General features: G+C 61.4%; 18 protein-coding genes. 9 read left to right on the forward strand and 9 right to left on the reverse strand.

Annotated features, from left to right (window positions below):
• Window positions 1-112 precede the first annotated feature (112 nt).
• Window positions 113-1,126 (forward strand): GDP-mannose 4,6-dehydratase, encoded by a 1,014-nt coding sequence (locus tag G6N73_RS17295; RefSeq protein WP_165029773.1) that lies wholly within the window; start codon window positions 113-115, stop codon window positions 1,124-1,126.
• Window positions 1,127-1,135: 9 nt separating this feature from the next.
• Window positions 1,136-1,645, forward strand: a complete 510-nt coding sequence (locus G6N73_RS17300; protein WP_343044656.1) for an integrase core domain-containing protein — start codon at window positions 1,136-1,138, stop codon at window positions 1,643-1,645.
• 220 nt (window positions 1,646-1,865) lie between these two features.
• Here G6N73_RS17300 and G6N73_RS17305 read toward each other — a convergent pair whose 3' ends face one another.
• Window positions 1,866-4,277, reverse strand: coding sequence for a mannose-1-phosphate guanylyltransferase/mannose-6-phosphate isomerase (locus tag G6N73_RS17305; RefSeq protein ID WP_165029777.1), 2,412 nt, complete (start codon window positions 4,275-4,277; stop codon window positions 1,866-1,868).
• Window positions 4,278-4,287: 10 nt separating this feature from the next.
• Entirely contained in the window at window positions 4,288-5,808 is a 1,521-nt protein-coding gene (locus G6N73_RS17310; protein ID WP_165029779.1) for a phosphohexomutase domain-containing protein, read from the reverse strand.
• Between the two features lie 190 nt (window positions 5,809-5,998).
• Here G6N73_RS17310 and G6N73_RS17315 point away from each other — a divergent pair, with 190 nt between their 5' ends.
• From G6N73_RS17315 to G6N73_RS17325, 3 genes are all read left to right on the forward strand, one after another.
• Window positions 5,999-6,346 (forward strand): hypothetical protein, encoded by a 348-nt coding sequence (locus G6N73_RS17315; protein ID WP_165029781.1) that lies wholly within the window; start codon window positions 5,999-6,001, stop codon window positions 6,344-6,346.
• Window positions 6,347-6,522: 176 nt separating this feature from the next.
• Window positions 6,523-8,325 (forward strand): Wzz/FepE/Etk N-terminal domain-containing protein, encoded by a 1,803-nt coding sequence (locus tag G6N73_RS17320; protein WP_165029782.1) that lies wholly within the window; start codon window positions 6,523-6,525, stop codon window positions 8,323-8,325.
• 375 nt (window positions 8,326-8,700) lie between these two features.
• Window positions 8,701-9,288, forward strand: coding sequence for a sugar transferase (locus tag G6N73_RS17325; RefSeq protein ID WP_165029784.1), 588 nt, complete (start codon window positions 8,701-8,703; stop codon window positions 9,286-9,288).
• Between the two features lie 9 nt (window positions 9,289-9,297).
• Here the strand turns inward: G6N73_RS17325 and G6N73_RS17330 are convergent, their stop codons facing one another.
• The 3 genes from G6N73_RS17330 to G6N73_RS17340 all read right to left on the reverse strand — a co-directional run bounded on the left by G6N73_RS17330 (window position 9,298) and on the right by G6N73_RS17340 (window position 12,391).
• Window positions 9,298-9,528, reverse strand: coding sequence for a hypothetical protein (locus tag G6N73_RS17330; RefSeq protein ID WP_165029786.1), 231 nt, complete (start codon window positions 9,526-9,528; stop codon window positions 9,298-9,300).
• 653 nt (window positions 9,529-10,181) lie between these two features.
• On the reverse strand, window positions 10,182-11,504 hold the full coding sequence (locus G6N73_RS17335) for a polysaccharide biosynthesis/export family protein (RefSeq protein ID WP_165029788.1): 1,323 nt from the start codon (window positions 11,502-11,504) through the stop codon (window positions 10,182-10,184).
• Between the two features lie 14 nt (window positions 11,505-11,518).
• Window positions 11,519-12,391 (reverse strand): glycosyltransferase family 2 protein, encoded by an 873-nt coding sequence (locus G6N73_RS17340; RefSeq protein WP_165029790.1) that lies wholly within the window; start codon window positions 12,389-12,391, stop codon window positions 11,519-11,521.
• Window positions 12,392-12,640: 249 nt separating this feature from the next.
• Between G6N73_RS17340 and G6N73_RS17345 the strand changes: the two genes are divergently transcribed.
• Complete coding sequence (locus G6N73_RS17345; protein WP_206078916.1) at window positions 12,641-13,873, forward strand: glycosyltransferase; 1,233 nt, start codon at window positions 12,641-12,643, stop codon at window positions 13,871-13,873.
• 7 nt (window positions 13,874-13,880) lie between these two features.
• On the opposite strand, the gene G6N73_RS17350 is transcribed toward G6N73_RS17345, so the two are convergent.
• Window positions 13,881-14,117, reverse strand: a complete 237-nt coding sequence (locus tag G6N73_RS17350) for a hypothetical protein (protein WP_165029792.1) — start codon at window positions 14,115-14,117, stop codon at window positions 13,881-13,883.
• 94 nt (window positions 14,118-14,211) lie between these two features.
• Between G6N73_RS17350 and G6N73_RS17355 the strand changes: the two genes are divergently transcribed.
• Entirely contained in the window at window positions 14,212-14,472 is a 261-nt protein-coding gene (locus tag G6N73_RS17355) for a CopG family ribbon-helix-helix protein (protein WP_165029794.1), read from the forward strand.
• A gap of 108 nt (window positions 14,473-14,580) precedes the next feature.
• Here G6N73_RS17355 and G6N73_RS17360 read toward each other — a convergent pair whose 3' ends face one another.
• Entirely contained in the window at window positions 14,581-15,708 is a 1,128-nt protein-coding gene (locus tag G6N73_RS17360) for a glycosyltransferase family 4 protein (protein ID WP_165029796.1), read from the reverse strand.
• Between the two features lie 195 nt (window positions 15,709-15,903).
• Between G6N73_RS17360 and G6N73_RS17365 the strand changes: the two genes are divergently transcribed.
• Window positions 15,904-17,175: a glycosyltransferase family 4 protein gene (locus G6N73_RS17365; protein ID WP_246252148.1), complete on the forward strand. Its 1,272-nt coding sequence runs from the start codon at window positions 15,904-15,906 to the stop codon at window positions 17,173-17,175.
• Here the strand turns inward: G6N73_RS17365 and G6N73_RS17370 are convergent.
• Window positions 17,172-17,933, reverse strand: coding sequence for a hypothetical protein (locus G6N73_RS17370; RefSeq protein ID WP_165029798.1), 762 nt, complete (start codon window positions 17,931-17,933; stop codon window positions 17,172-17,174). The two genes, G6N73_RS17365 and G6N73_RS17370, sit on opposite strands and share 4 nt — an antisense overlap.
• Window positions 17,934-18,102: 169 nt before the next feature.
• Window positions 18,103-19,035: a hypothetical protein gene (locus G6N73_RS17375; protein ID WP_165029800.1), complete on the reverse strand. Its 933-nt coding sequence runs from the start codon at window positions 19,033-19,035 to the stop codon at window positions 18,103-18,105.
• A 252-nt stretch (window positions 19,036-19,287) separates the two neighbouring features.
• Between G6N73_RS17375 and G6N73_RS17380 the strand changes: the two genes are divergently transcribed.
• Window positions 19,288-20,001, forward strand: a complete 714-nt coding sequence (locus tag G6N73_RS17380; protein ID WP_165029802.1) for a class I SAM-dependent methyltransferase — start codon at window positions 19,288-19,290, stop codon at window positions 19,999-20,001.
• Window positions 20,002-20,007: the final 6 nt, after the last annotated feature.

Here is a 20,007-nt window from a genome sequence, read left to right on the forward strand (position 1 = left end):
AAGGCAATTGGATTAGCTCGTAGCCAAACGGCCGAATTGCTTGGCCGCGTATCACCTGCTTACCAAGATAACCCCCGCTTTGCGGCACTTCGGGACATAAAGGGTGCAATCCATGACTGATCCTGCCTTCTGGCGCGGCAAGCGTGTTCTTGTAGCTGGTGCGACAGGTTTTCTGGGCGGCTGGCTCGTGAGGCGTCTCGTCGAGTATGAGGCTCAGGTGGTCTCACTGGTCCATCGGCCGAAACCGGAATCGCAGTTTTACCTTGGCGGGTTCGACCGAAAGACCGAAGTTGTCCAGGGCGACATCAGTGACGCGAAACTGATGTCGGAAACATTCGACCGATATTCCCCCGAAGTGTTTTTCCACGCTGCCGGCTGGGCGGATGTAATCCAGGTCCTGAAGGACCCCCTCCAATGTTTCAGAGGAGCGGTGCTGAGCACTTGGACGATACTGGAGCACATCCGCGCCAACGAAGTCGGCTGCGTGTCAGTCATCAGTTCGTCCGACAAGGCCTATGGCAGTCAGGCACTGCCCTACAGGGAAAGCGCGCCGCTCACTCCGGTTCATCCGTATGAGGTGGCGAAGGCGTCGCAAGACTATGTCGCGCAAAGCTACGGGAAAATTTACGGGCTTCCCGTCGCCGTCACCCGGTGCGGCAACTATTTCGGCGGTTATGACTTCAATTTCGCGCGACTCATTCCAGGAGTTATCAGAAGCCTTGTTGAAGGGGAGCAGCCGATCCTCCGCTCGGACGGTAAGTTTACCAGGGATTATCTCTACATCGAAGACGCCGTTGACGTTCAGCTGGACCTTGCGGAGAAGCTCCATCGCGATCCGACCCTCTACGGGGAGGCTTTCAACTTCTCGTACGGTGCCCAGGTAGAGGTAATTGAGATCGTGGAGCGTATCGCGGAGTTGTTCGGCTCCGCAGTCAAGCCGCTGGTCAACAACAGCGTTTCGGTCGAAATCAGGCATATGCACCTGTCTTCGGACAAGGCGAGATCGCGGCTTGGCTGGGAACCCGCCTGCGGCTTTGATGAAGGGCTGAAAAGGACCGTGGATTGGTACATAAGGCACATCGGCGGGAAAACCGAGCCGAGCCAAAATGCATTGAGCACTGTTTGATGGCGCTGCCTGGGGGGCAGCCACTGCCTCGCGCGCACTTGTCGGCGTCGCGAGCTATTTGGCCGTCATCCTCGATGCTGCAGCCGAAAGGTCGTCGGCTATGCCCGGTCGATGCGCCTCGACACGCCTCTGGCTCTGGCGGCACCACGGTCGGCACTGGAGAACAGGAAGCCTCCGCCAGGCTGCATCCACCACACGGATCGTGGCTGTCAATACGCAAGCGAGACCTACCGCCGGGCGCTCGACGAGGCGGGGTTGCGCGGATCGATGAGTGCGATCGGCAACCAATATCACAACGCTCAGGCCGAACGCTTCATGAAGACCTTAAAGGTTGAGGACGTCTATGTTGCTGGCTATGAGACATTCGCTGATGTCGCCGAGAGGTTGCCCAGGTTCATCGATGAAATCTACAATGCGAAACGGCTGCATTCGGCGCTAGGCTACCGATCGCCAGAGGAATTTGAAAACCAGCTCACCAGCAGGCGGCTTAGTTTGGAAGTCCGCGTGGTCCAGCGCTAGGGGTTCACTCCAATTCACGGCCAAAACGAAGGAAGCGCATTTCACTAGAGGTATGCGTCACCACGTACCGAGCCACAACAGATCTGTTCGCAGGGAGGATCGGCCGGGCTCGTTATCGGAGCACTACACCGCTCCCGCACATTCCCAACTACATCATCCCTTTCCGCGATAGTCGTGGCTGTGCGCGATGTCGTTGTCGCCTCGCTAGCACAAGGTAAGGTTATTCGGCTTCGGCGATGCTCCTCGGATACTGCCCGAAGGGCAAGGTCGGTGACTGTGACGAATGCCGCGCGCCCGTGCTGGCGAACTGCTGGTCATTTATTGTTGACCACAGACCTGCTTCGGAACCCGTGTTGCACTTGTCGGCAGCATTCTGCGGGAAGGGTTCCACCCGTCCTTCGGTTTTGTCCAGGTACTGCATCAGCGCCGTCACCAGATGATAGAAAATACTGGCGGGGACCTCCGTTGCCAGCGATCTTCCGCGTTCGTCAATCCTGTCAACCCACAGCCCAAGGGGTGCGGGATCGATATGCCATCTGAAAAGGCGGGCGACCCGCGCTTCGATCTCGGGTTTAAGGTCGGGACTGCCGATCCCGTCTAGCGCGATCGCCGCCTTGACGGCCTCGCATTGCGGCCAGCTGCGGGAGATCCTGTCGAGGGGTATCCCTTGCCTCGATACGGCCGCATAAGCCAAACCGGTCGCGCGGTTCAACCCGCTGGCGACCGCTGACGAATAGAGCTTTCTCGCGTAGGCGACCAAATCCTTCTGCCCGCTTTCCCGTGCGAACTCGACCAGGAGCGAGGCCCATTCGAAATGGTGCCCTGGCTCCGTCCATTGTCCCTTCTCTCCGGGCGAAGGCATCCAGTCTGCGTCGAAATATTCCCCGAGCGTCCAGGTTTCCCGGTCGAAGAACTGGGACCGGAAGAGATCGATGACGCGGGCTGCCCGGCGGAGATATGCGCGGTCGCCAGTGACGGCATGCCACGCCAGGAACGATTCCAGCATGTGCATGTGCGGGTTCGAGCACCGGACACCATTCCAGCCTGGGGTTTCGAGAAAGCCGTTCAGGCAACCGTCCTCAAGATGGGTGTCGATGAAGTGGAAAGTTTCCTGCGCAAGCCGCATCGCATCCGGATGGCCGCACCGGTGGGCGTGGGCCAGCGCCAAGAGCATGCAGGAATGGTCATAGGCATCCTCCACCGGATCCACCACGCTGCCGTTGGCGTTCAGCGTGCGCACCCAGCCGCCGCGGTCGGTACGGCCGCATTTCGAGATGAAGTCAATGCCGTGGTCGATCAGACTGTCTGCAGGCCCGTTCCAGCCGCGTTCCTTGGCAATTGCGAAGGCGTATATCTGGCGGGCCATCGTCCGCATGCGCTTTGGTCTGGACCTGTCCAACGGCCTTGCATCGAAACCGAGAGCCTCGTGGAAGCCCCCGTAAACATCGTCGACACCAGCAGTGGACCACAGCGGCAGCGTTTCGTTGAACAGCCAGTGCTCGACGCGCTTGCGCCATGAACCGCTTACGACAACACGATCTTCCGTCGGCGTGAACCTGGTCTCGAGACGCCCGCTCTTCTCCAGTTGCTCGACGACTTTCTTGACGTTCTGGCTGTGGCTGACAGGCGCGACGAATACCGCGTCGGGTGTCGCAACCACCGTAACATCCTTCATGCCGATCACGGACAGAAGCCTGCGCTGGCTCCTGAGATAGGAGTTGGCGCAATCCATTGCGACGACGTCTCCCATGACGACGTTGCCGTCGGGGTCCGTCGGACTGGCTTCGAGCAGCGACTGCCATGAACCAAGGTCGTTCCAGCGGAATGTGGCAGTGACCATCGCGATGTCGCGTGCATGTTCCATTACCGCGTAGTCGATCGACGTCGACTGGACCGCCGAATAGAAGCCTTGCGGCAGGTAAATTCCCGAAGCATCAGTGCGCGCGGCCGCGTGCGCCCTTTCGGCGGCTTCCCATATCTCGGGACAGAAATCCCTGAACGCGTCGCGCATGGTGTCGGCACGGAACAGGAAGATGCCCGCGTTCCAGTAGAAATTGCCCGAAGCCAGGTAATCCCTGGCCGTTTCGGCGTCGGGTTTCTCGACGAATCTGGAAACCCCGTTCACGCCGGCACCATCCGAGGAAACCTCGATATAGCCGTACCCGGTTTCGGGATGCGTGGGCTTGATGCCGAAAACGACGATGCGTCCCGAGTTCGCAGCGGGCACTCCCGCCTCGACGGTTTCCCAGAACATGGCATCGGTCGAGATCTCGTGGTCGGACGGGACCACGAGCACGAGCGAGTCGCCGCCGTGTTCGGATATCGTCTGCAGGGCGGCGATGGCGACGGCCGCCGCGGTATTGCGGCCGACGGGTTCGAAGATTGCCTTTCCGCCGTTCAGGCCGAGAGAGCCGATGTCCGAGACGACACGGTCGGCATGACGTTCGGAGGCGACCAGGTAGATCGGTGTCTCTCCCTCCGGCCGCGCCTTGAGGCGTCGGACGGTCTTCGCAAGCATCGAACCGTCGCCCGACAGGTCGTGGAACTGCTCTGGATTGTCTTCGCGCGAGAGCGGCCACAGCCGGGAGCCGACGCCTCCGCTCATGACGAAACTTGCGATCCGGTCCGGCATGGTCGCTCCTTCAGAAAGACTGGTTGTAGGCTCCGACTTCGGGATTGCGCCGCAGCACGGCGTCGACCGCCTCGAACATCTCGCGCCGCCGCTCCGGCGAGACGGGGCTTTCCACCACGACGACGATTTCCGGCTTGTTAGACGAAGCCCTGACCAGGCCCCATGTGCCGTCCTCCGCGACGACACGTACCCCGTTGACGGTGACCAGATCCGCCAGCGGCTGGCCCGCGAACGCGATCCCGCGCTCTTTCATTTCCGTGAATTCCCCGACGACTTTGTCGACGACCCCGTATTTCACTTCGTCGGGGCAGTGAGGCGACATCGTCGGGGTCCCGAAGATCAGCGGCAGGTCGCGGTAGAGGTCCGCCATGGTCTTTCCCGGATTGCGGTCGAGCATTCCGCAGACGGAAACTGCGGTGACCAATCCGTCGTCGTAGCCGCGTCCGATCGGCGGGTTGAAGAAGAAGTGGCCCGATTTCTCGAAGCCCGCGACGGCACCGAGTTCGGCCACACGCCGCTTGATGTAGGAGTGACCCGTCTTCCAATAGTCCGTCCTCGCACCGTTTTGCGCGAGCACGGGATCGGTCATGAACAACCCGGTCGACTTCACGTCGACGACAAAGACGGAGTCGTGATGAAGCGCGGAGATGTCCCGCGCCAGCATGACGCCGACCTTGTCCGCGAAAATCTCGTTCCCCTCGTTGTCGACCACGCCGCAGCGGTCGCCGTCGCCGTCAAAGCCGAGACCGACATCCGCTCCCGTCTCCAGGACCTTGTCGCGGATTGCGTGCAGCATCTTCATGTCTTCGGGATTGGGATTGTAGCGCGGAAACGTATGGTCGAGCTCGGTGTCGAGCGGGATCACCTCGCAGCCGATCTTCTCCAAGGACTGCGGTGCGAATGCGCCCGCGGTGCCGTTGCCACAGGCGGCCACAATCTTCAGCCTGCGGCCCATGGCCTTCCCGGCGGTCAGGTCATCGATGTACCTCTCGCGGAAGCCGGGCACGAATTCATAGCTTCCCCCGCCCACGAGTTCGAAGTCGCCGTCCAGCACGATGGCTTTCAAGGCGCTCATCTCTTCCGGGCCGAAGGTCAGGGGCCTTTGCGCGCCCATCTTCACCCCAGTCCAGCCGTTCTCGTTGTGGGAGGCCGTCACCATTGCGACCGACGGGGCGTCGAGCGCGAACTGGGCGAAGTAGGCCATGGGCGAAAGGGCGAGGCCGATGTCCTTGACGCGGGCACCGGCCGCCATCAGTCCGGAGACCAGCGCCAGCTTTATCGCCATCGAATAGCTGCGGAAGTCGTGACCCGTGACGATGTCGGGGCCGACACCTATGCGGCGTATCAAGGTGCCGAGTCCCATCCCAAGCGCTTGGACGCCCATCAGGTTGAGTTCGGGTTCTTTCTCGGAGCCGGGATGTCCGAACCACCAGCGCGCGTCGTATTCCCGGAAACCCGTGGCCTTGACGAGCGCGCTGGTTTCGAAAGCGAATGTGTTCGGCTTGGCCTGGCCGACGATGTCGAGTGTCACAGTTTCCCGCTCCGCGATTGCAGAGGCAGTCCTAACACGGTGCCGAGCGCATCCGCCCTTCATGAAATCGGTTGCTGGTTTACACCTCCTCATCTCTTGGGAGCATACGTGACAGCAACCGAAAGGATGTCTCGCCCGGGCAGGAGCGTCTTGTATTCTGGAATGTGCGCCCCGCCCGGGCGCTTTCGCCATGGGGCGCAAGATGCCGCTGACCTCATTCAGGCTTCCTCCCACGGAAGACACCGACTACAGGCGCTTCGGACGCCTGGTCCGCCTTCTGGAGCGCATTCGCGGGGAAATCACCCAGGAAGCCGCGGAACTCAGGCAGTCCGGGGACAAAATGACGGACTGCGCCGCCTTCTCCTTCGAGGCGATGGAGAACGGTGACAACCCCGAAAGCATGTCGGAGAGGATCGACATCCTCACGCGGAACCTGACGTCCAACCGCAGTCGTCAGGCATCGCTGGCGGTGCAGATGGCCTTCATCGACAGGACGCGGGCGGGGCTGGCGCGCATTCTTCCTTCCCGCTGGGCGTAAGCCTTACGCCATTAGGCGGCGTTTACCTTCCGGGACACATGCGTAGTCTTTCGGGGCAGCAGTCTGGGTTCGCGGGGCCTCAGCACTCAATGAAAACATCAGCCGAATGCCATCGATCGCCTGCATGGGGACGGTGCGCGCGCAGGATTTTCCCGCACGCCTGCAGGAGAAGTTGAATGGATCGCGTATTTGCCAACCAGTTCCACTTGAACACGGACCAGGCCGCCGTCAGCCAGGAGTTCATCGGACTTTCCGACATAGCGGGATTCCTGAGGCGCTACGTCCGTACGATCCTGGCTTGTCTCGCCGCGGCGCTCGTCGTGGCATGGTTCTACAATTCGACGACCGACCCGGTCTTTACCGCAACCACGCAGATCCTGATCGAACCGAAACTGCCGCAGCACCTGCAGCAGGGCGGCGAAGTGAACCTGTCGCTCGACACGGCACAGGTGGAAAGCCAGATCGCCGTCATGCAATCGGAAAAGATCGCGGCGATGGTGATCGACCAACTGAAACTCGTCGACGACCCGAAATTCAACCGATCGCATACTCCGACCTTGGGTGAACGCTTCAGCAAGATGACGGAGCTTCTCGTGGACGCCTTCGGCCTCCGGGAAAGCGCCTGGCTTGCCTCCGTCGAAGAGTTCGGAGCAGGGGAGGAGGAAAAACCTGCCGTGCTGACCGACTACCAGCGGGCACGTCTGACTACGGTGATATTCCGCAACGGCCTCGATATCCGCCGAGTCGGCGTCTCCTACGCAATCAACATATCCTTCACATCCCTCAATGCCGAGGCCGCAGCCAAGATCGCCAACGCCACTGCGGAAGCCTTCGTTCGCGAGCAGATCGAAACCAAGGCCGAAGCCGCCAAGGAAGGCGGCGCGTGGCTTGAGAAGCGCCTTCAACAACTGAAAGCGCAGATGAACGAGGCCATGGCGGAGGCGCAGGAGTTCCGCTCCAGGCACGATTACAGCGTCGGCGACGGAGCCGAGGGGGAGGGCGGTGAGAATGCTGTTCCCACGCTGGAAGAGCTGGAGGTCACCGCCGAGACTTACAGGAAGATGTACGAGAGCTTCCTGCACGCCTACACCAACTCTGTCAGCCAGCAGTCTTATCCGGTTGCCGACGCCAGGGTGATCACAGCAGCGACGGCACCTCTCTTCCCGAGCGCGCCAAGACCGAAGATGATGCTTGCCTTCGCCGCGGTCGCGGGGATCGTGCTCGGCATCGGGCTTTCCTTCGTCAGGCATACGTTCGACTGGACGATCAGGTCGCCGCGGCACATCAGGGACAATCTGGGCATCGAATGCGTCGGAGAACTGCCGCCCACGGCCAAGTGGAGGGAATCCGGCCATGTCGACGAAGTGGTGCGGCACCCCCATTCCCGATACAGCCACAGCCTCAGGAAAGCGCGGACCGAAATCAGCCTTGCCGAAACCAACCATCCGATCAAGTTCCTCGGCATAACGGCGGTCTCGAACGACAGTCCGAAGAGTTCCGTCGTCAGCAACCTTGCGACGCTTTACTCGATGTCGGGGCTGAAGACGCTGGTGATCGATGCCGATGTCCATCATCCCGCTTTGACGACCAGACTTCTAGGTCACGGCGTTAACGAAAAACCCTGCCAAGAACCTGTCAAGTTGAACATCGTCCATGCGCCGGGGCGGCCGTTCGACATGCTTCCGAGTTCGGTCGTGGACGCCAGGAACCTGCTGGCCCCAAGGACAATGCAGGCGTTCCTCTCGGAACTTGTTTCATACGATATCGTGATCGTGGACCTGCCGCCCCTTGCCTCGGGAGCAGACAGGCTGGCGGTCTCCTCCGTCCTGGACGGAGTCGTCATGATCGCCGAGTGGGGAAAGACTCACGTCGATACGCTGCGGGAACTCGTCAGGACGCTGCAGGCCAGCCGGACACCGACACTTGGCGTTCTCCTGACCAATGCACGGGCGATGACCTCCAGACACCGGAAGGCATGAGGCGGGGGCGAGAGGCTCCTCCGCCGGAAATCAATCATGCGGTTAAGGGGTTCATTACTTGGGATGAGCGGGTAGCGCCGATACCTCCTTTGCCTTTCTTGCCGACTTAGCCCCGACCTTGAAACAGTGCCGGAAACGAACATTCGAAACAGCGACGGTCCCATGACAATGAACGCCTTCGAGAAGCAGCCGTACCAGGGAACCCCGATGTGGGTTCCGCCGTCTGCGCCCGCGGCGGCCGACAGCCGGGCGGCCGGAATGCACGTTGTCCCCGCGTCCGATCAAAACAGCGCCGGGGCGGTGTTGACCGACCTGTCGCCCGTCATCAGGTCAGGATCGAGAAACCCTCCATTGGGAGGGCTCCTCAAGCGGGTCATGGATTTGGTCATAGCGGTCACGGCGCTTGTCGCGGCCTCGCCTGTGATGATCATCGTCGCGATGCTGATACGGCTGACGGCAGGAAGTCCGGCAGTGTTTTCCCACAGCCGCGTCGGCTTCGGCGGAAAATCCTTCAACTGCTACAAGTTCCGGTCGATGGTCGCGAATGCGGAAGAAGTCCTGAAAGAGCACCTCGAGGCCAACCCCGAAGCGGCCGTGGAGTGGGAGGAGACACACAAGCTCAGGGACGATCCCCGGGTCACCTTCCTTGGCCACATGCTCCGGAAATCGAGCCTGGACGAACTCCCCCAGCTCTTCAACATCATCCGCGGCGACATGAGCTGCGTGGGGCCACGGCCGATCGTGAAGGACGAGCTCAAACGCTACGGCGATCACGTCGGGGAATACCTGCAGACAAGGCCGGGTCTCACCGGCCTTTGGCAGGTGACTGGGCGCAGCAGCAGCGATTATCCTAGCCGCGTGGCTTTGGACAGCCAGTATGTGCGGAACTGGTCGCCCTGGCTCGACATCGTGATCCTGTTCAGGACGGTATTCGCTGTGATGCGCTTCGACAGGGCGGCCTGATCGAAGGTGTCAGCGGCTGTCCCGGCTCAGGTGGACTGACAGGGAAAGGCCGACGAGATAAGCGCAGCCCAATGCGAAGGCCAGGATCAGGAATCTGGTCACGGTCACATCGCCAGGCATGTCCAGGCCGTTCCAGGCAAAGCTTCCGATCAGGAGCAGCGCTGTCGCCGCGATAAGGGCGGGAGCCTTGAACTTCAGCCCCATCAGCATGCCAGCCGCCGCCACAGCGATTACACTCATGAGCACCGAGATCTCCAGTGGGTTCCCCGCAGGCTGATACGCTCTGCGGCAGGGTTGGTTCCGTCAGGGTTGCGGAAATTTGTGTAACATGTGTTAACCGCCACGGTTGCGCAGCTTCTTGTCGCAACTTGGGCAGCATGCCAACCCCCGCTACCCGGATTACATTCGGCTGGGGACGTTGCGGCTGCACGGGCTGACTGGTTCTGAGCCCATCTGGCATGATGAGGAATTAGGAGGAGGACGGAAGAAAGTTTTGCGGGCGGAGTTGGCCAACATTAGAAGGCCCTCAATCGGCTGGGAAGAGAGTTCAGTGTTGCCGGGGGGCTTGCAGCCAGAACCGCAATTCCTTTCTTGCGACCAACTCGCCACGCACACGCAAGCCAAGCCCGTCGCCGTCGCCGCTCTGCAAAAAACGGACACCCGGTTCCTCGAATGCCTCTTGAACCCGGCGCAATGTGTCCAGCGTCACCTTTTTTTCTCTGTTCGGATAATCGTCCTGACAGCGACCTTCGAAAGCTTAGCCACTTCGATTTGGCTAAGTCCAAGCGCCGCGCGCAACAGTTCGTTCGGCACATCCATTTGAGACTTGTACCGCAAGCGCCAGCGCGTCGTCCATCACTGGCGAGGCGGCCCCACAGCAATTTGGAGTCAAATCAGTTGGTGCCAAGAATCCCGGGCGGAGCCAGCGCTGCCCCGGTCTGGATGCCGGTCGCCGGCAGCGTGGAGGCAATCCCGGATTGCGGTAGCGGAATCTCGACCTTCACCGTATCGCCCGGCTCGATCGGCGTCGTCTCCTCGACCATGAGTTCTTCCGTTCCGCTGCTTGTCGTCCTTACGATCTTGTAGACGGGCTTTGCCCGTTCCGACCGCTCTCTCGACGCGAGGAGCGCGGGAGCGGTTATTTCGGTCTCGTAGAGCAGCTGCACCGCGGTGTCGGCTTTCCTGACGGCCTCGTTGAGCTGCAGCTGCGTCTCGCGCAGCGTTTCGGCGACCTCGTTGGCGTGGCGGTTCCGGAGTTCGAGGATCGCGATGTCGGTCTTGCTCATCTCCTGCCTGGCCCTCAGCAGCGAGGTCTCGGCCGCGAGCCTGTCGCCCTGCATCTGGGCGACGGTCCGCTCCAAGGAGAGTTCGCGCGGAGCGACGGCAAGACCCTTCTGGACCAAGGACGATACGCCTGCCAATTCCTTCTGGACGAGTTCTACCTGTTTGTCGTGAAAGGTCAGCTGCTTTTCGAGCGAGACCAACTCCTTTTCCAGGAACTCCCTGAGTTCGCGCAGCGCGCGGAGTTGCGTCGTCATCGCATCCTTGCGGGCGGCGAAGATGGTGCGCTCCTGCTCCATCATCAAGGCGACGGTAGCGTCCTTTGCCCGGTCGTTCAGTTCGGCGGGGAAAGCAATTTCGTCGCTGCCCGCCAGTTCCGCCTCCAGTCTCGCCTTCTTCGCCACCAGGCTGACATTCGTCAGCGCCAGCAGTCCGACGTCGCCGCGCCCGGCGATGACCTCCCGTTCGAGCCTTTGCATGTTCTCCTCGCGTGTCCGCAGGCCGCCGGCAATGCCCAGCGCCTGCAGGACCGTCAAGCCCGGCCTGTATGGGAACTCTCCGGGCTGGGTGACATGGCCGACTATGTAGAAAGGCCTGAACTGGACGATCTCGACGGCGACATCGGGCTGGCGGCCCAGACCCATATGCTGCATCAGGCGGTCGCCGATCGAACGGGCGAGATCTCCCGGGGCAGCGCCCTGCGCGCGGATTTGGCCGACAAACGGAAGGAAGAGGGTCCCGTCGGCACCGACGACGAATTCGTCGTTGAGGGCCGTCCATTCGAAGATCACGTCGCGCGACGCGCGCCACTCGTAAATCTTGAGCCTTACCTTGTCCTGCGGGCCAAGGAGATATTCGGCGGCCGCCGTCGGCAAAGGGCAGGCGGCCGTTGCCGCAAACGAAACCGCCGCCACCGTCACAAGCCATTTGCGCATTGTCTTCCCCACCGTCAGATTTTCAGGATGTATTCCGGTTCGATCCGTCCCGTGGCGACGTGCAGGATCGCGAGCATGTTGCCCTTCAGCCTGCCCCTGCGGTCCACATACGGCTCGGGCCGCAGGCTCCTCGCGAGATTGGCGGCGATGTTTCTGAACATCAGAGGAAGCGCAAAGGAGGCAGGGACGGAGCCCTTCCTGACCAGGTAGACGGCGTTGGCAACCTGTGAGTATCCGAACCGCTCCCCGCTGACGCGCCCGGCCTTGATGCCGAGATGCACGCCCCTGATCGCGGTGACGCAGACGACGCGGCCCCTGGACCTCATCTGGCTGGTGAAGTCGATGTCCTCCTGCCAGCCGTAGAGGACAAGGCGCTCGTCGAAACGCAGGTTGCCTACCAGCGATGAGCGAAATGACATGTTGCAGCCGTATGCGCCGACATGGTCCACCACTTCCGGCCCTTCATATCTCCTGCCCTCGGTTTCCCGCAGGGCGGCCTCGGCGTCTTCCCAGGTCAGCCCGGCATTGGTCGCGCCGTCCCTGACGACCCGCCCCATTACGACGGCCCAGTCGCCGTTCCCGGCGAAGGATTCCGCCACCTGCCGCAAATAGTCGGCCGAAGGAACGAAATCGTCGTCGAAAAAAGTGATGATGTCGAAACGTTCCAGTGCCGGTCCCATCGCGGTGTTCCGCTGGGCGGCCAGTCCCTTCGGCCCGAATGCGACCGTCACGGGGAAGGGCAAACTTTCCGGCAGCTCGACATGGGTGGCGTCGGGCGCTGACAGGATGACCTCGTCGGGAAGCCTCGTCTGGCTGCCCAGATACCCGAGCAGGCGGGCGACCTGTCCGCTGCGGCCAAGGGTGGGGATAATCACTGCGAGTTTCATTCTCGGTCCACGTTCTGCTTCAACCGACACTAGACGGGCGATGGAACCTGGACAGCCTGCATAAAAGGGGGCGCGATATAGCTTGGCCTACCCCGCCACACAGACTTTCAGATGCTTCCGGGGAGTAGGGCAAACAGCCGGATTGATGAACCGCGCATGGTTCCGGTGCCGCCACCAACCGATCGGACAGCTTGCCCGGCCCATTACCGGGAACCGAAACTGCTGGCCTGCTGAGACTATGGGGGAACCATGCTCCACGAACGCTCGTCCGATCTGGCAGTCGCGGCCAGGGTCAATGTCGCAATCGAGGATCTGCCGGCCGCGCCGGCACCAGACGTCGACAGGTACGCAAAGATAGCGGTCGTCCACGACTGGTGCCCGAATTTCCGCGGCGGCGAACGCGTGCTCGCGCAAATCTGCAAACAGTTTCCCAATGCCGAGGTTTTCACCCTGTTCGACTTCCTGCCCGCCGAGGTGAAGGAGCAGTATTTCCGAGACGTGGAATTCCATGCGTCTGCGGCCAACCGGATCCCGATGGTGCAGAAATTCTACCGGTCCCTTTTCTTCTTCTGCCCTTTCCTGATCGAACAATTCGACGTGACGGGCTATGACGCGGTGATCTCGTCTTCGGCCGCCTTTTCGCGGGGCGTCATTACCAGGCCGGATCAGCCGCATCTGTGTTATGTGCACAGTCCCGTCCGCTACGCCTGGGACGAGCAGTTTTCCTATCTTCAACAGGGGAAGCTGGGATTTGGCCCGAAGGGAATGCTCTACCGGTACATGCTGCATCGTCTGAGGACGTGGGACACCAGGACCGCGCACGGTCCCGATCTGATGCTGGCGAACTCGAATTATGTCCGCTCCCGTATTCAGCACATTTACGGGCGCGATGCCCGTGTCGTTTACCCACCGGTCGCCTTGGCCGAGTTGCCGTGCGTGGAGGACAAGGACGACTACTACGTTTCGGCGTCCTTCCTCGCGCCCTACAAGCGCACCGACCTTGTCATCAAGGCATTCAACGAAATGCCGTCGCGGCGGCTGGTCGTCGTTGGCGAAGGCCAGCAATCCGCCAGCCTGCGGGCGCTCGCTGGCCCGAACGTCACCTTCTCGGGATACCTGCCCCGTAAGGAGTATGTGGACACGCTGGCTCGGGCCAAGGCGATGGTCTTTGCGGGCTGCGAAGACTTCGGCATAGCGCTGGCCGAGGCACAGGCCTGCGGAACTCCGTTGATCGCCTTCGGCCGCGGTGGCGCGGTCGACATCGTGCAGCGCCTGGGGTCGTCCCCCGCGCCGACCGGAGTGCTGTTCAAGGACCAGACTGCCGACCACCTCAAAGATGCCGTCGAACGGTTCGAGGAGAACAGCACCGCCATCGCGCCGCGCGCCTGCGCTCAGAACGCCAGGCGGTTTTCCGAAGAGAACTTCGACCGCGCGATCCTGGAGTCATTCGGGGCCGTCCAGGCACTTCACGAAATCATATAGCCAAAGCTCATTGCCAATCCGCATCCGCTGCAGCCGCAGGGACGGACTGGGAGCGCGATTGCAATGTTTTGATGCTGCATGATTGCATGTTTTGGTGTTGGCTGCCTCGACAATTTTGTGCAACAACCCGTTGCACAATTGCGCATTGGGCAGCAACCGCCACCGCATCGAAGAATTGGTGGTCGAGAGCCAGAATTTCGTCGATCTGGGCTTCCGCTGGCGCGGAGAGCCGATACTCAGCCATCCGTGAACCGCTCGCTTGAGCCCGACGGGACGCAGTTCGATTGCCTTTACGAGCGCAGATTTGTAATACTACGTGTTACAAATGGAGAAGTGCGATGCCAAAGCCCACCCTTTCTGATCCGATCACGATCCGGCTGCCGGAGGAAGTCCTGGCCGCAATCGAGCAGGTTGCTGAAACCTGCGACAGGACCCGCAGCTGGGTTATGGTCAGGGCGTTGAAAATGTACCTGGCAAGCGAAGGGGCAGATATCCTCGCCGTCAGAAAGGGGCGGGAACAGGTTGCCAACGGCGACATCCATGACATGGATGACGTCCTCCAAGAGATTTACGACACCGTTGACCGCAAAGTCGCCTGATGAAGGTGCGGCTGTGCTGCGCGATAATGGCCAGATTACAAATGTGGCGTTGGCGGAACTGTAAATACGAATCTGAAGCAATTGCAGGCAAGTTGTTCGGCCCCGTCATCATGTGAGTTCGCGCACCCTGACGACAGTGGTTTCGGTGTCGATGCCGTCCGCCGCCGCCATCGCTTCGAGATAGCGCAACGCTGTTGCCCGCCAGCTGTATGCCGAGGCTCTCGCCCGTCCCTTGCCGACCATGTGGAGCCGCAGGGCCTGCGATCCGCGGAGCCTGACGAATCTGTCGGACCATGCGTCCGAATCGTCGGGAGGCGCAAACAGCGCCGCATCTCCGCAGACTTCGGGCAAGCTTGCGCGGTCGGAGACCACCACGGGACAGCCGATAGCCATGGCCTCGAGTGCCGGAAGACCGAAGCCCTCCGTCAAAGACGGGAATGCCAGGCAGAGCGAGTCCCTCAGCAGGGCAGCCAGCTCGCCGTCTGAGACGCGGCCGAGCCAGTGTATGTTTTCCGCTTCGTCATGCGACCGCCCGTTGAAAACGCGCGAGTCCGCAGCACCGGCTACCGCGATCTTGAACCCTGCGTCTGCGAGACGCCCGGCCATGTCCAGGATGAAGCCGACATTCTTGTGCGGGGCAGGGCTTCCGATCATCACGATGGTATTTCGCGAAGCGGCCTGTCGCGTCGTCTCCGAATGCTGAGGCTTCCACCTGAGCGCATGCTCGTGGCCGTTGGGGGCAACGAAGGCCCGTTGTGCCGGGACAATGCCGCGGCCGACAAGTTCGCCGAGCGAGTAGTCCGAAACCGTCGAAATTCTCCATGCCGTCCTGCCGAGGCATGGCAGCAAAGTCCGGTAAAGGGTTCTGAACGCAAGAGAATAGCTCTGTGGCGCATTCCACACGTTTGCGTCGTGGATGCAGACGATATGCTTGCGCGCAAGAAGCGGCCCTGTGTTGCAGAGGCTGAGCAGGCCGCTGTTGCCAAGGGACGAAGGGAGGTGCGCCTGCTCCCAGGCGTGTCCGCCTGTGCGGCCGACCTCGCGGCGTCCGACGGAAACGAGCGGCATGTCCCCGGCTCCGGGCGGGCACAGAAGCTCGACTTCAAGGCCGCGGGCGAGCGGCACCTGCTCCCCGATCAAGGAATCCAGCGAGCGGACGACCTCGCGCGCGTAGCGCTGAACGCCTGTTGTCGGCTGGGAAAGGAACCTCCCGTTTATCGTCCATCGCCGTGCCATGCCGTCCCCCTGAAAGCCGCCAGTGTGGAGACTGGAGGTCGGGCGGTCATCACAACCATTGGTTCATGCGGCGGGCATGGCAGGGGTTCATCCGGATTGTCGATGGCGGGTGGTTTCTACCTCAAACGTGTGAAGGGCAAGGTAGGTGGCGGGAATGCTAGTCTGTTGCACGGGTTCGAACGGCCTGGAGGGGAAATGGACAATCACGGAATGGACAGGGACGCAGGCGCGGTGCCGAGGCCAATGGCGCTCAACGGACACCATGTAAACTCCGTGCTTCGTGTGCTCAGCAACGATCCCGAATATCTTTACGGCGATGCCGACCGGACATGGGCGGACTGGGAAACGGCGCGGCGGCGCTGGACCATCAACGGAGACTTCACGTCGCTCCGGCCGACCGGGGTCGCGCGCTACGCCCGCGAAGTGACCATGGCGCTCGACGCGCTCATTTCCGAAGGGCACCCGCTTGGACGCGACCTCGAGATCGACCTCGTGGTGCCCCGCCCGCTCTCCGAACCGCTCCGCCTCGACAACATCCCTGTCCGGATCGTGCCCGAATTCAACAGGCCGAGGCTGCCCCAGTTCTGGGTGCAGGCGCAACTGCCCTGGCATGTTCCCGGCGGGTTGCTGAGCTTCTGCAATCTCGCTCCCGTCGCGCTGAAGCGCCAGATCGCCTGCATCCACGACATGCATACCAGGCTCATGCCGTCGAGCTACGGGCGCGGCTTCCGCTGGGCGCACCGTCTCATCCTTCCGGCACTCGGCAGGCGCGCCGCGCGAATAACCACGGTATCGGACCTCTCGCGAAGCCATCTGATCCAGTTCGGGATCGCGCGCCAGGAAAACATCGTCGTCACCTACAACGGCAGCGACCATGCGAAGCGATGGGATGCAGCGCGGTCGTCGCTGGCCGTCGACCGCGGCAGGCCGTATGTCCTCTGCCTTGGGCAGCGGGACCAGGAATACAAGAACATGGGGCTTCTGGCCAAGCTGGCTCCGATCCTCGACGGGATGGGCCTAGACCTCTGGATGCCGGGGAACGTCGGCGAGGAGACCATTCTTCGGTATGTAGCTGAAATTCCTTCGAACATTGTCCTCCTCGGCCGCATCAGCGACGACGACTTCAAAAAGGCGCTGGAAGGTGCCGTGTGCTTCCTGTTCCCGTCGCGGATCGAAGGTTTCGGCCTTCCTGCGGTCGAGGCGATGGCGTCGGGATGCCCTGTCGTGGCCTCGACATCGCCGTGCCTACCCGAAATCTGCGGGGATTCGGCCCTCTTCGCCGATCCGGACGATGTCCGGGCCTGGGCCGAAAACGTCCGGCTGCTAATGCTCGGCCCCGATTTGCGGGAGCGGATGGTTACGAAGGGCCTCGCCAGGGCGAGCAGCTATTCCTGGCGCGGCATCGCGGGGAAATACCTGGAACTCATGATGCAAGTGGATGCTGACTTCGGGGAGTTTGGCAGCTAACTGCGGGGTCCAGGGCGGCCCCGCGATCGAAGCACCTTGCCGAATCTTCGAAAGCCGCCGCTAAGCCCCTTCACTTCGTCCGTCAGGAGGCGGCTGGGGTCGGCGGCACATTCGTATCCCTCCAATGTTGTGCCGATCCATGAATGGACATGCGCGACAGCGTCGTCGATGTGAATGGTCCGGATTATCAAGTCGAACGTCGCCACTCCCTCGGTTTTCCGGTCGGGAGCGCCGATATACGGATCCCCGAAAAAGGCAGTGATCCCTCCGGGAGGCGGCACGAGGTCAATATTCATGTCAGCGGTGCCAGGTTCAGGCGAGTATACGGGCAGCCACCAATTGATCTGGGACAGCGTCGACGAAAACCAACTGTCACGGCCGGTGACGATCGCGAAGGTCCTTCCACACCCGTGGAAAAGTTTCGGGAACCTGCCCTTTATTTCGGGTTCGTCGATATACACGTTCTCCAAGTTTACCCCGCGCTCCTGCATGATCAGAGTGACGAGCCTTCTGCAATCGGGATGGTCGATGAATGCATGCCTGAAGGATGAAAACGCCGAACTGACCTGCAATGCTGTGAGGCTCTCGTGCGCCCTTCTGGGATTATTCGGCGCGAACGCCTGCTTCAACATCTGCCTTGCAAGATCGGTCAGGGCGTTCGTCCCGGGAGTGGCCGAGAATTTGAAGATGACCCCCGAGTGAATCCTGCGCCGCCGTTCCCGGTCGTCGAGTTCGGAGTCAACGAGCTTTAGCGGCATGGATTCTCATCTCCGTCCGTGAGAAAACAATCCGCTGGGACGTGCGTAAGAGATTTCCTTCCCAAGGCGGCCGCTTTCGAGTTCGGACATGCGGTGCCGCTGCTGAGCACAAGCTTGAGACAGACCTATTGCTGCGCAAGCGGCGGCACCTTCGGCTTCGGTGGCCATGTCATTGCGCTGCCGCAAGGCGGTCGCCGAACCGCAGCACCTTGTCTGCCGTTTCCGTGCCGTCGTCGTAGAGCTTGACCGTTTCCTCGGGCAACAGGCGGCTTGAGTCGGCCGCGCAGATGTAGTCCCGCATGGTCGTTCCGGTGCAGCGGGAATCGACGTTTGCCGCACCGCGACGCGCGACGACGTCGTCTAGATGGACGGTCCTGAAATCGATGCTGTACCTGGCGACCCCGGTCGTGTTCGGAACGGTCTCGTGCAGCTGCGCGCCGGAGAATGCGATGATCCCGCCAGGCGGCGGCAGGTAGCGAAGCGACTGCCCGTCCAACTCCTGCTGCGGCTTCGGCTGCTCGCGGGTGTCGCTCTTGACGTGCTTGGCGGCGTCGGCCCGGCTCTTGGTGTTCCACTCATAGTAATTGTAGATTTCCGAATTGTTCTTGACCGGGGTGTCAAAGTAGCCCGGATAGAATCCCATCGAGTTGTCGGGATCGATCGGATAGATCGGAATCCACCAGTTGATCTGGCACATGGGAGCCGAATACCAGGTGTCGCGATGCGGATGGAACGCGTAGGCGATCCCCGAAGACAGGAAGTGGGAAGGATATGCCGACCTCATCCTGGGCACGTCGAAGTAGAGCTTCTCGAGGTCTATCCCGCGATCCTGCATGATGAGCGGGATAAGCCGCTTGCATTCCGGATGGTGGATGAAGGCGGGTTTCAGCTTGCCAAGGATCGAGGCGACTTCCTCCGCCGTCAGGTGCTCGTGCACCGTCCGCGGATCATGCGGCGCGAACGCCTGTTCAAGCATCTCCTTTGCGAGGCCGATCAGGGCTTCCGTATTCGGCGATGCCGAAAAGATGAGGATGTCGCCCGAGTAAAGCCTGTTGCGGTGTTCTTCGTCGTCGAGTTCCGAGTCGATGAACAGGGCTGACATTGAATTCTCCCGTGCCGTGCAAAATGAAGTGTCCGCCGCGCGCTGACGCAAGCCCGGGCAAGCTAGCGTGCCGGCAGCCGGCGGCGACAGTGCTTCGTTCGGCGTAAGGCGGCACGCAAGGATGGGTAATTCGCATGAACGGCCCCCGGAATCATCCGAAAGGGGGTGGCGTTGGGTTCAACCTATCTGTTGAAGCGCCAATCCTGCCGGGCGTGCCTATGATGTGGCCTTTCCCATCCCGCGGAGACAATCATGAGTGCGCCCATTTCCCTGCAGCAGGACTTCTGGAACAGCTGGAACGCTGAATGCCGGGAGACCGAAATTCAGGACGTCTCTGTGAGGCAGGCGGAAGTCATCCTTGGCTGGCTGGAACAATCGGGCCGTCGGGACCTGAAGATTCTCGAAGTCGGCTGCGGGGCGGGCTGGTTCTGCCCGCAATTGGCCAAGTACGGGAAGGTGACGGGAACCGATCTTTCGGACGAAGTCCTCGCGCGCGCCAAACAGAGGTTTCCCGAGGTGGATTACGTCGCCGGCGACTTCATGGAGATGGACTTCGGCACCCCGACTTTCGACGTGGTGGTCACCCTCGAAGTCCTGTCGCACGTAGCCGACCAGGAAGCGTTCGTCAGGAAAATGAAATCGCACCTCCGCCCCGGCGGGAGCCTGATGATGGCGACCCAGAACAGGTTTGTCCTCAAGCATTTCAACAGGATTCCCCCGCCCGCGCCCGGGCAGCTGCGCAAATGGTTCGACCGGCACGAACTCCGAGCGCTCCTCAGCCCGCATTTCGACGTCCGGGAAATCTTCTCTGTGTCCCCCAAGGCAAACCGCGGCTTCATGCGGGCGATCAATTCCACGAAGCTGAACTACCCCGTCCGCACAATTTTCGGCAACCGCGTCGAGCGCCTGAAGGAGACCATGGGGCTGGGATGGACGCTGATGGTCCTTGCCAGGAAGCCGGAATAGCCTCAC

It is taken from the genome of Allomesorhizobium camelthorni (assembly GCF_011045125.1).
Taxonomy (GTDB): Bacteria; Pseudomonadota; Alphaproteobacteria; order Rhizobiales; family Rhizobiaceae; genus Allomesorhizobium; species Allomesorhizobium camelthorni.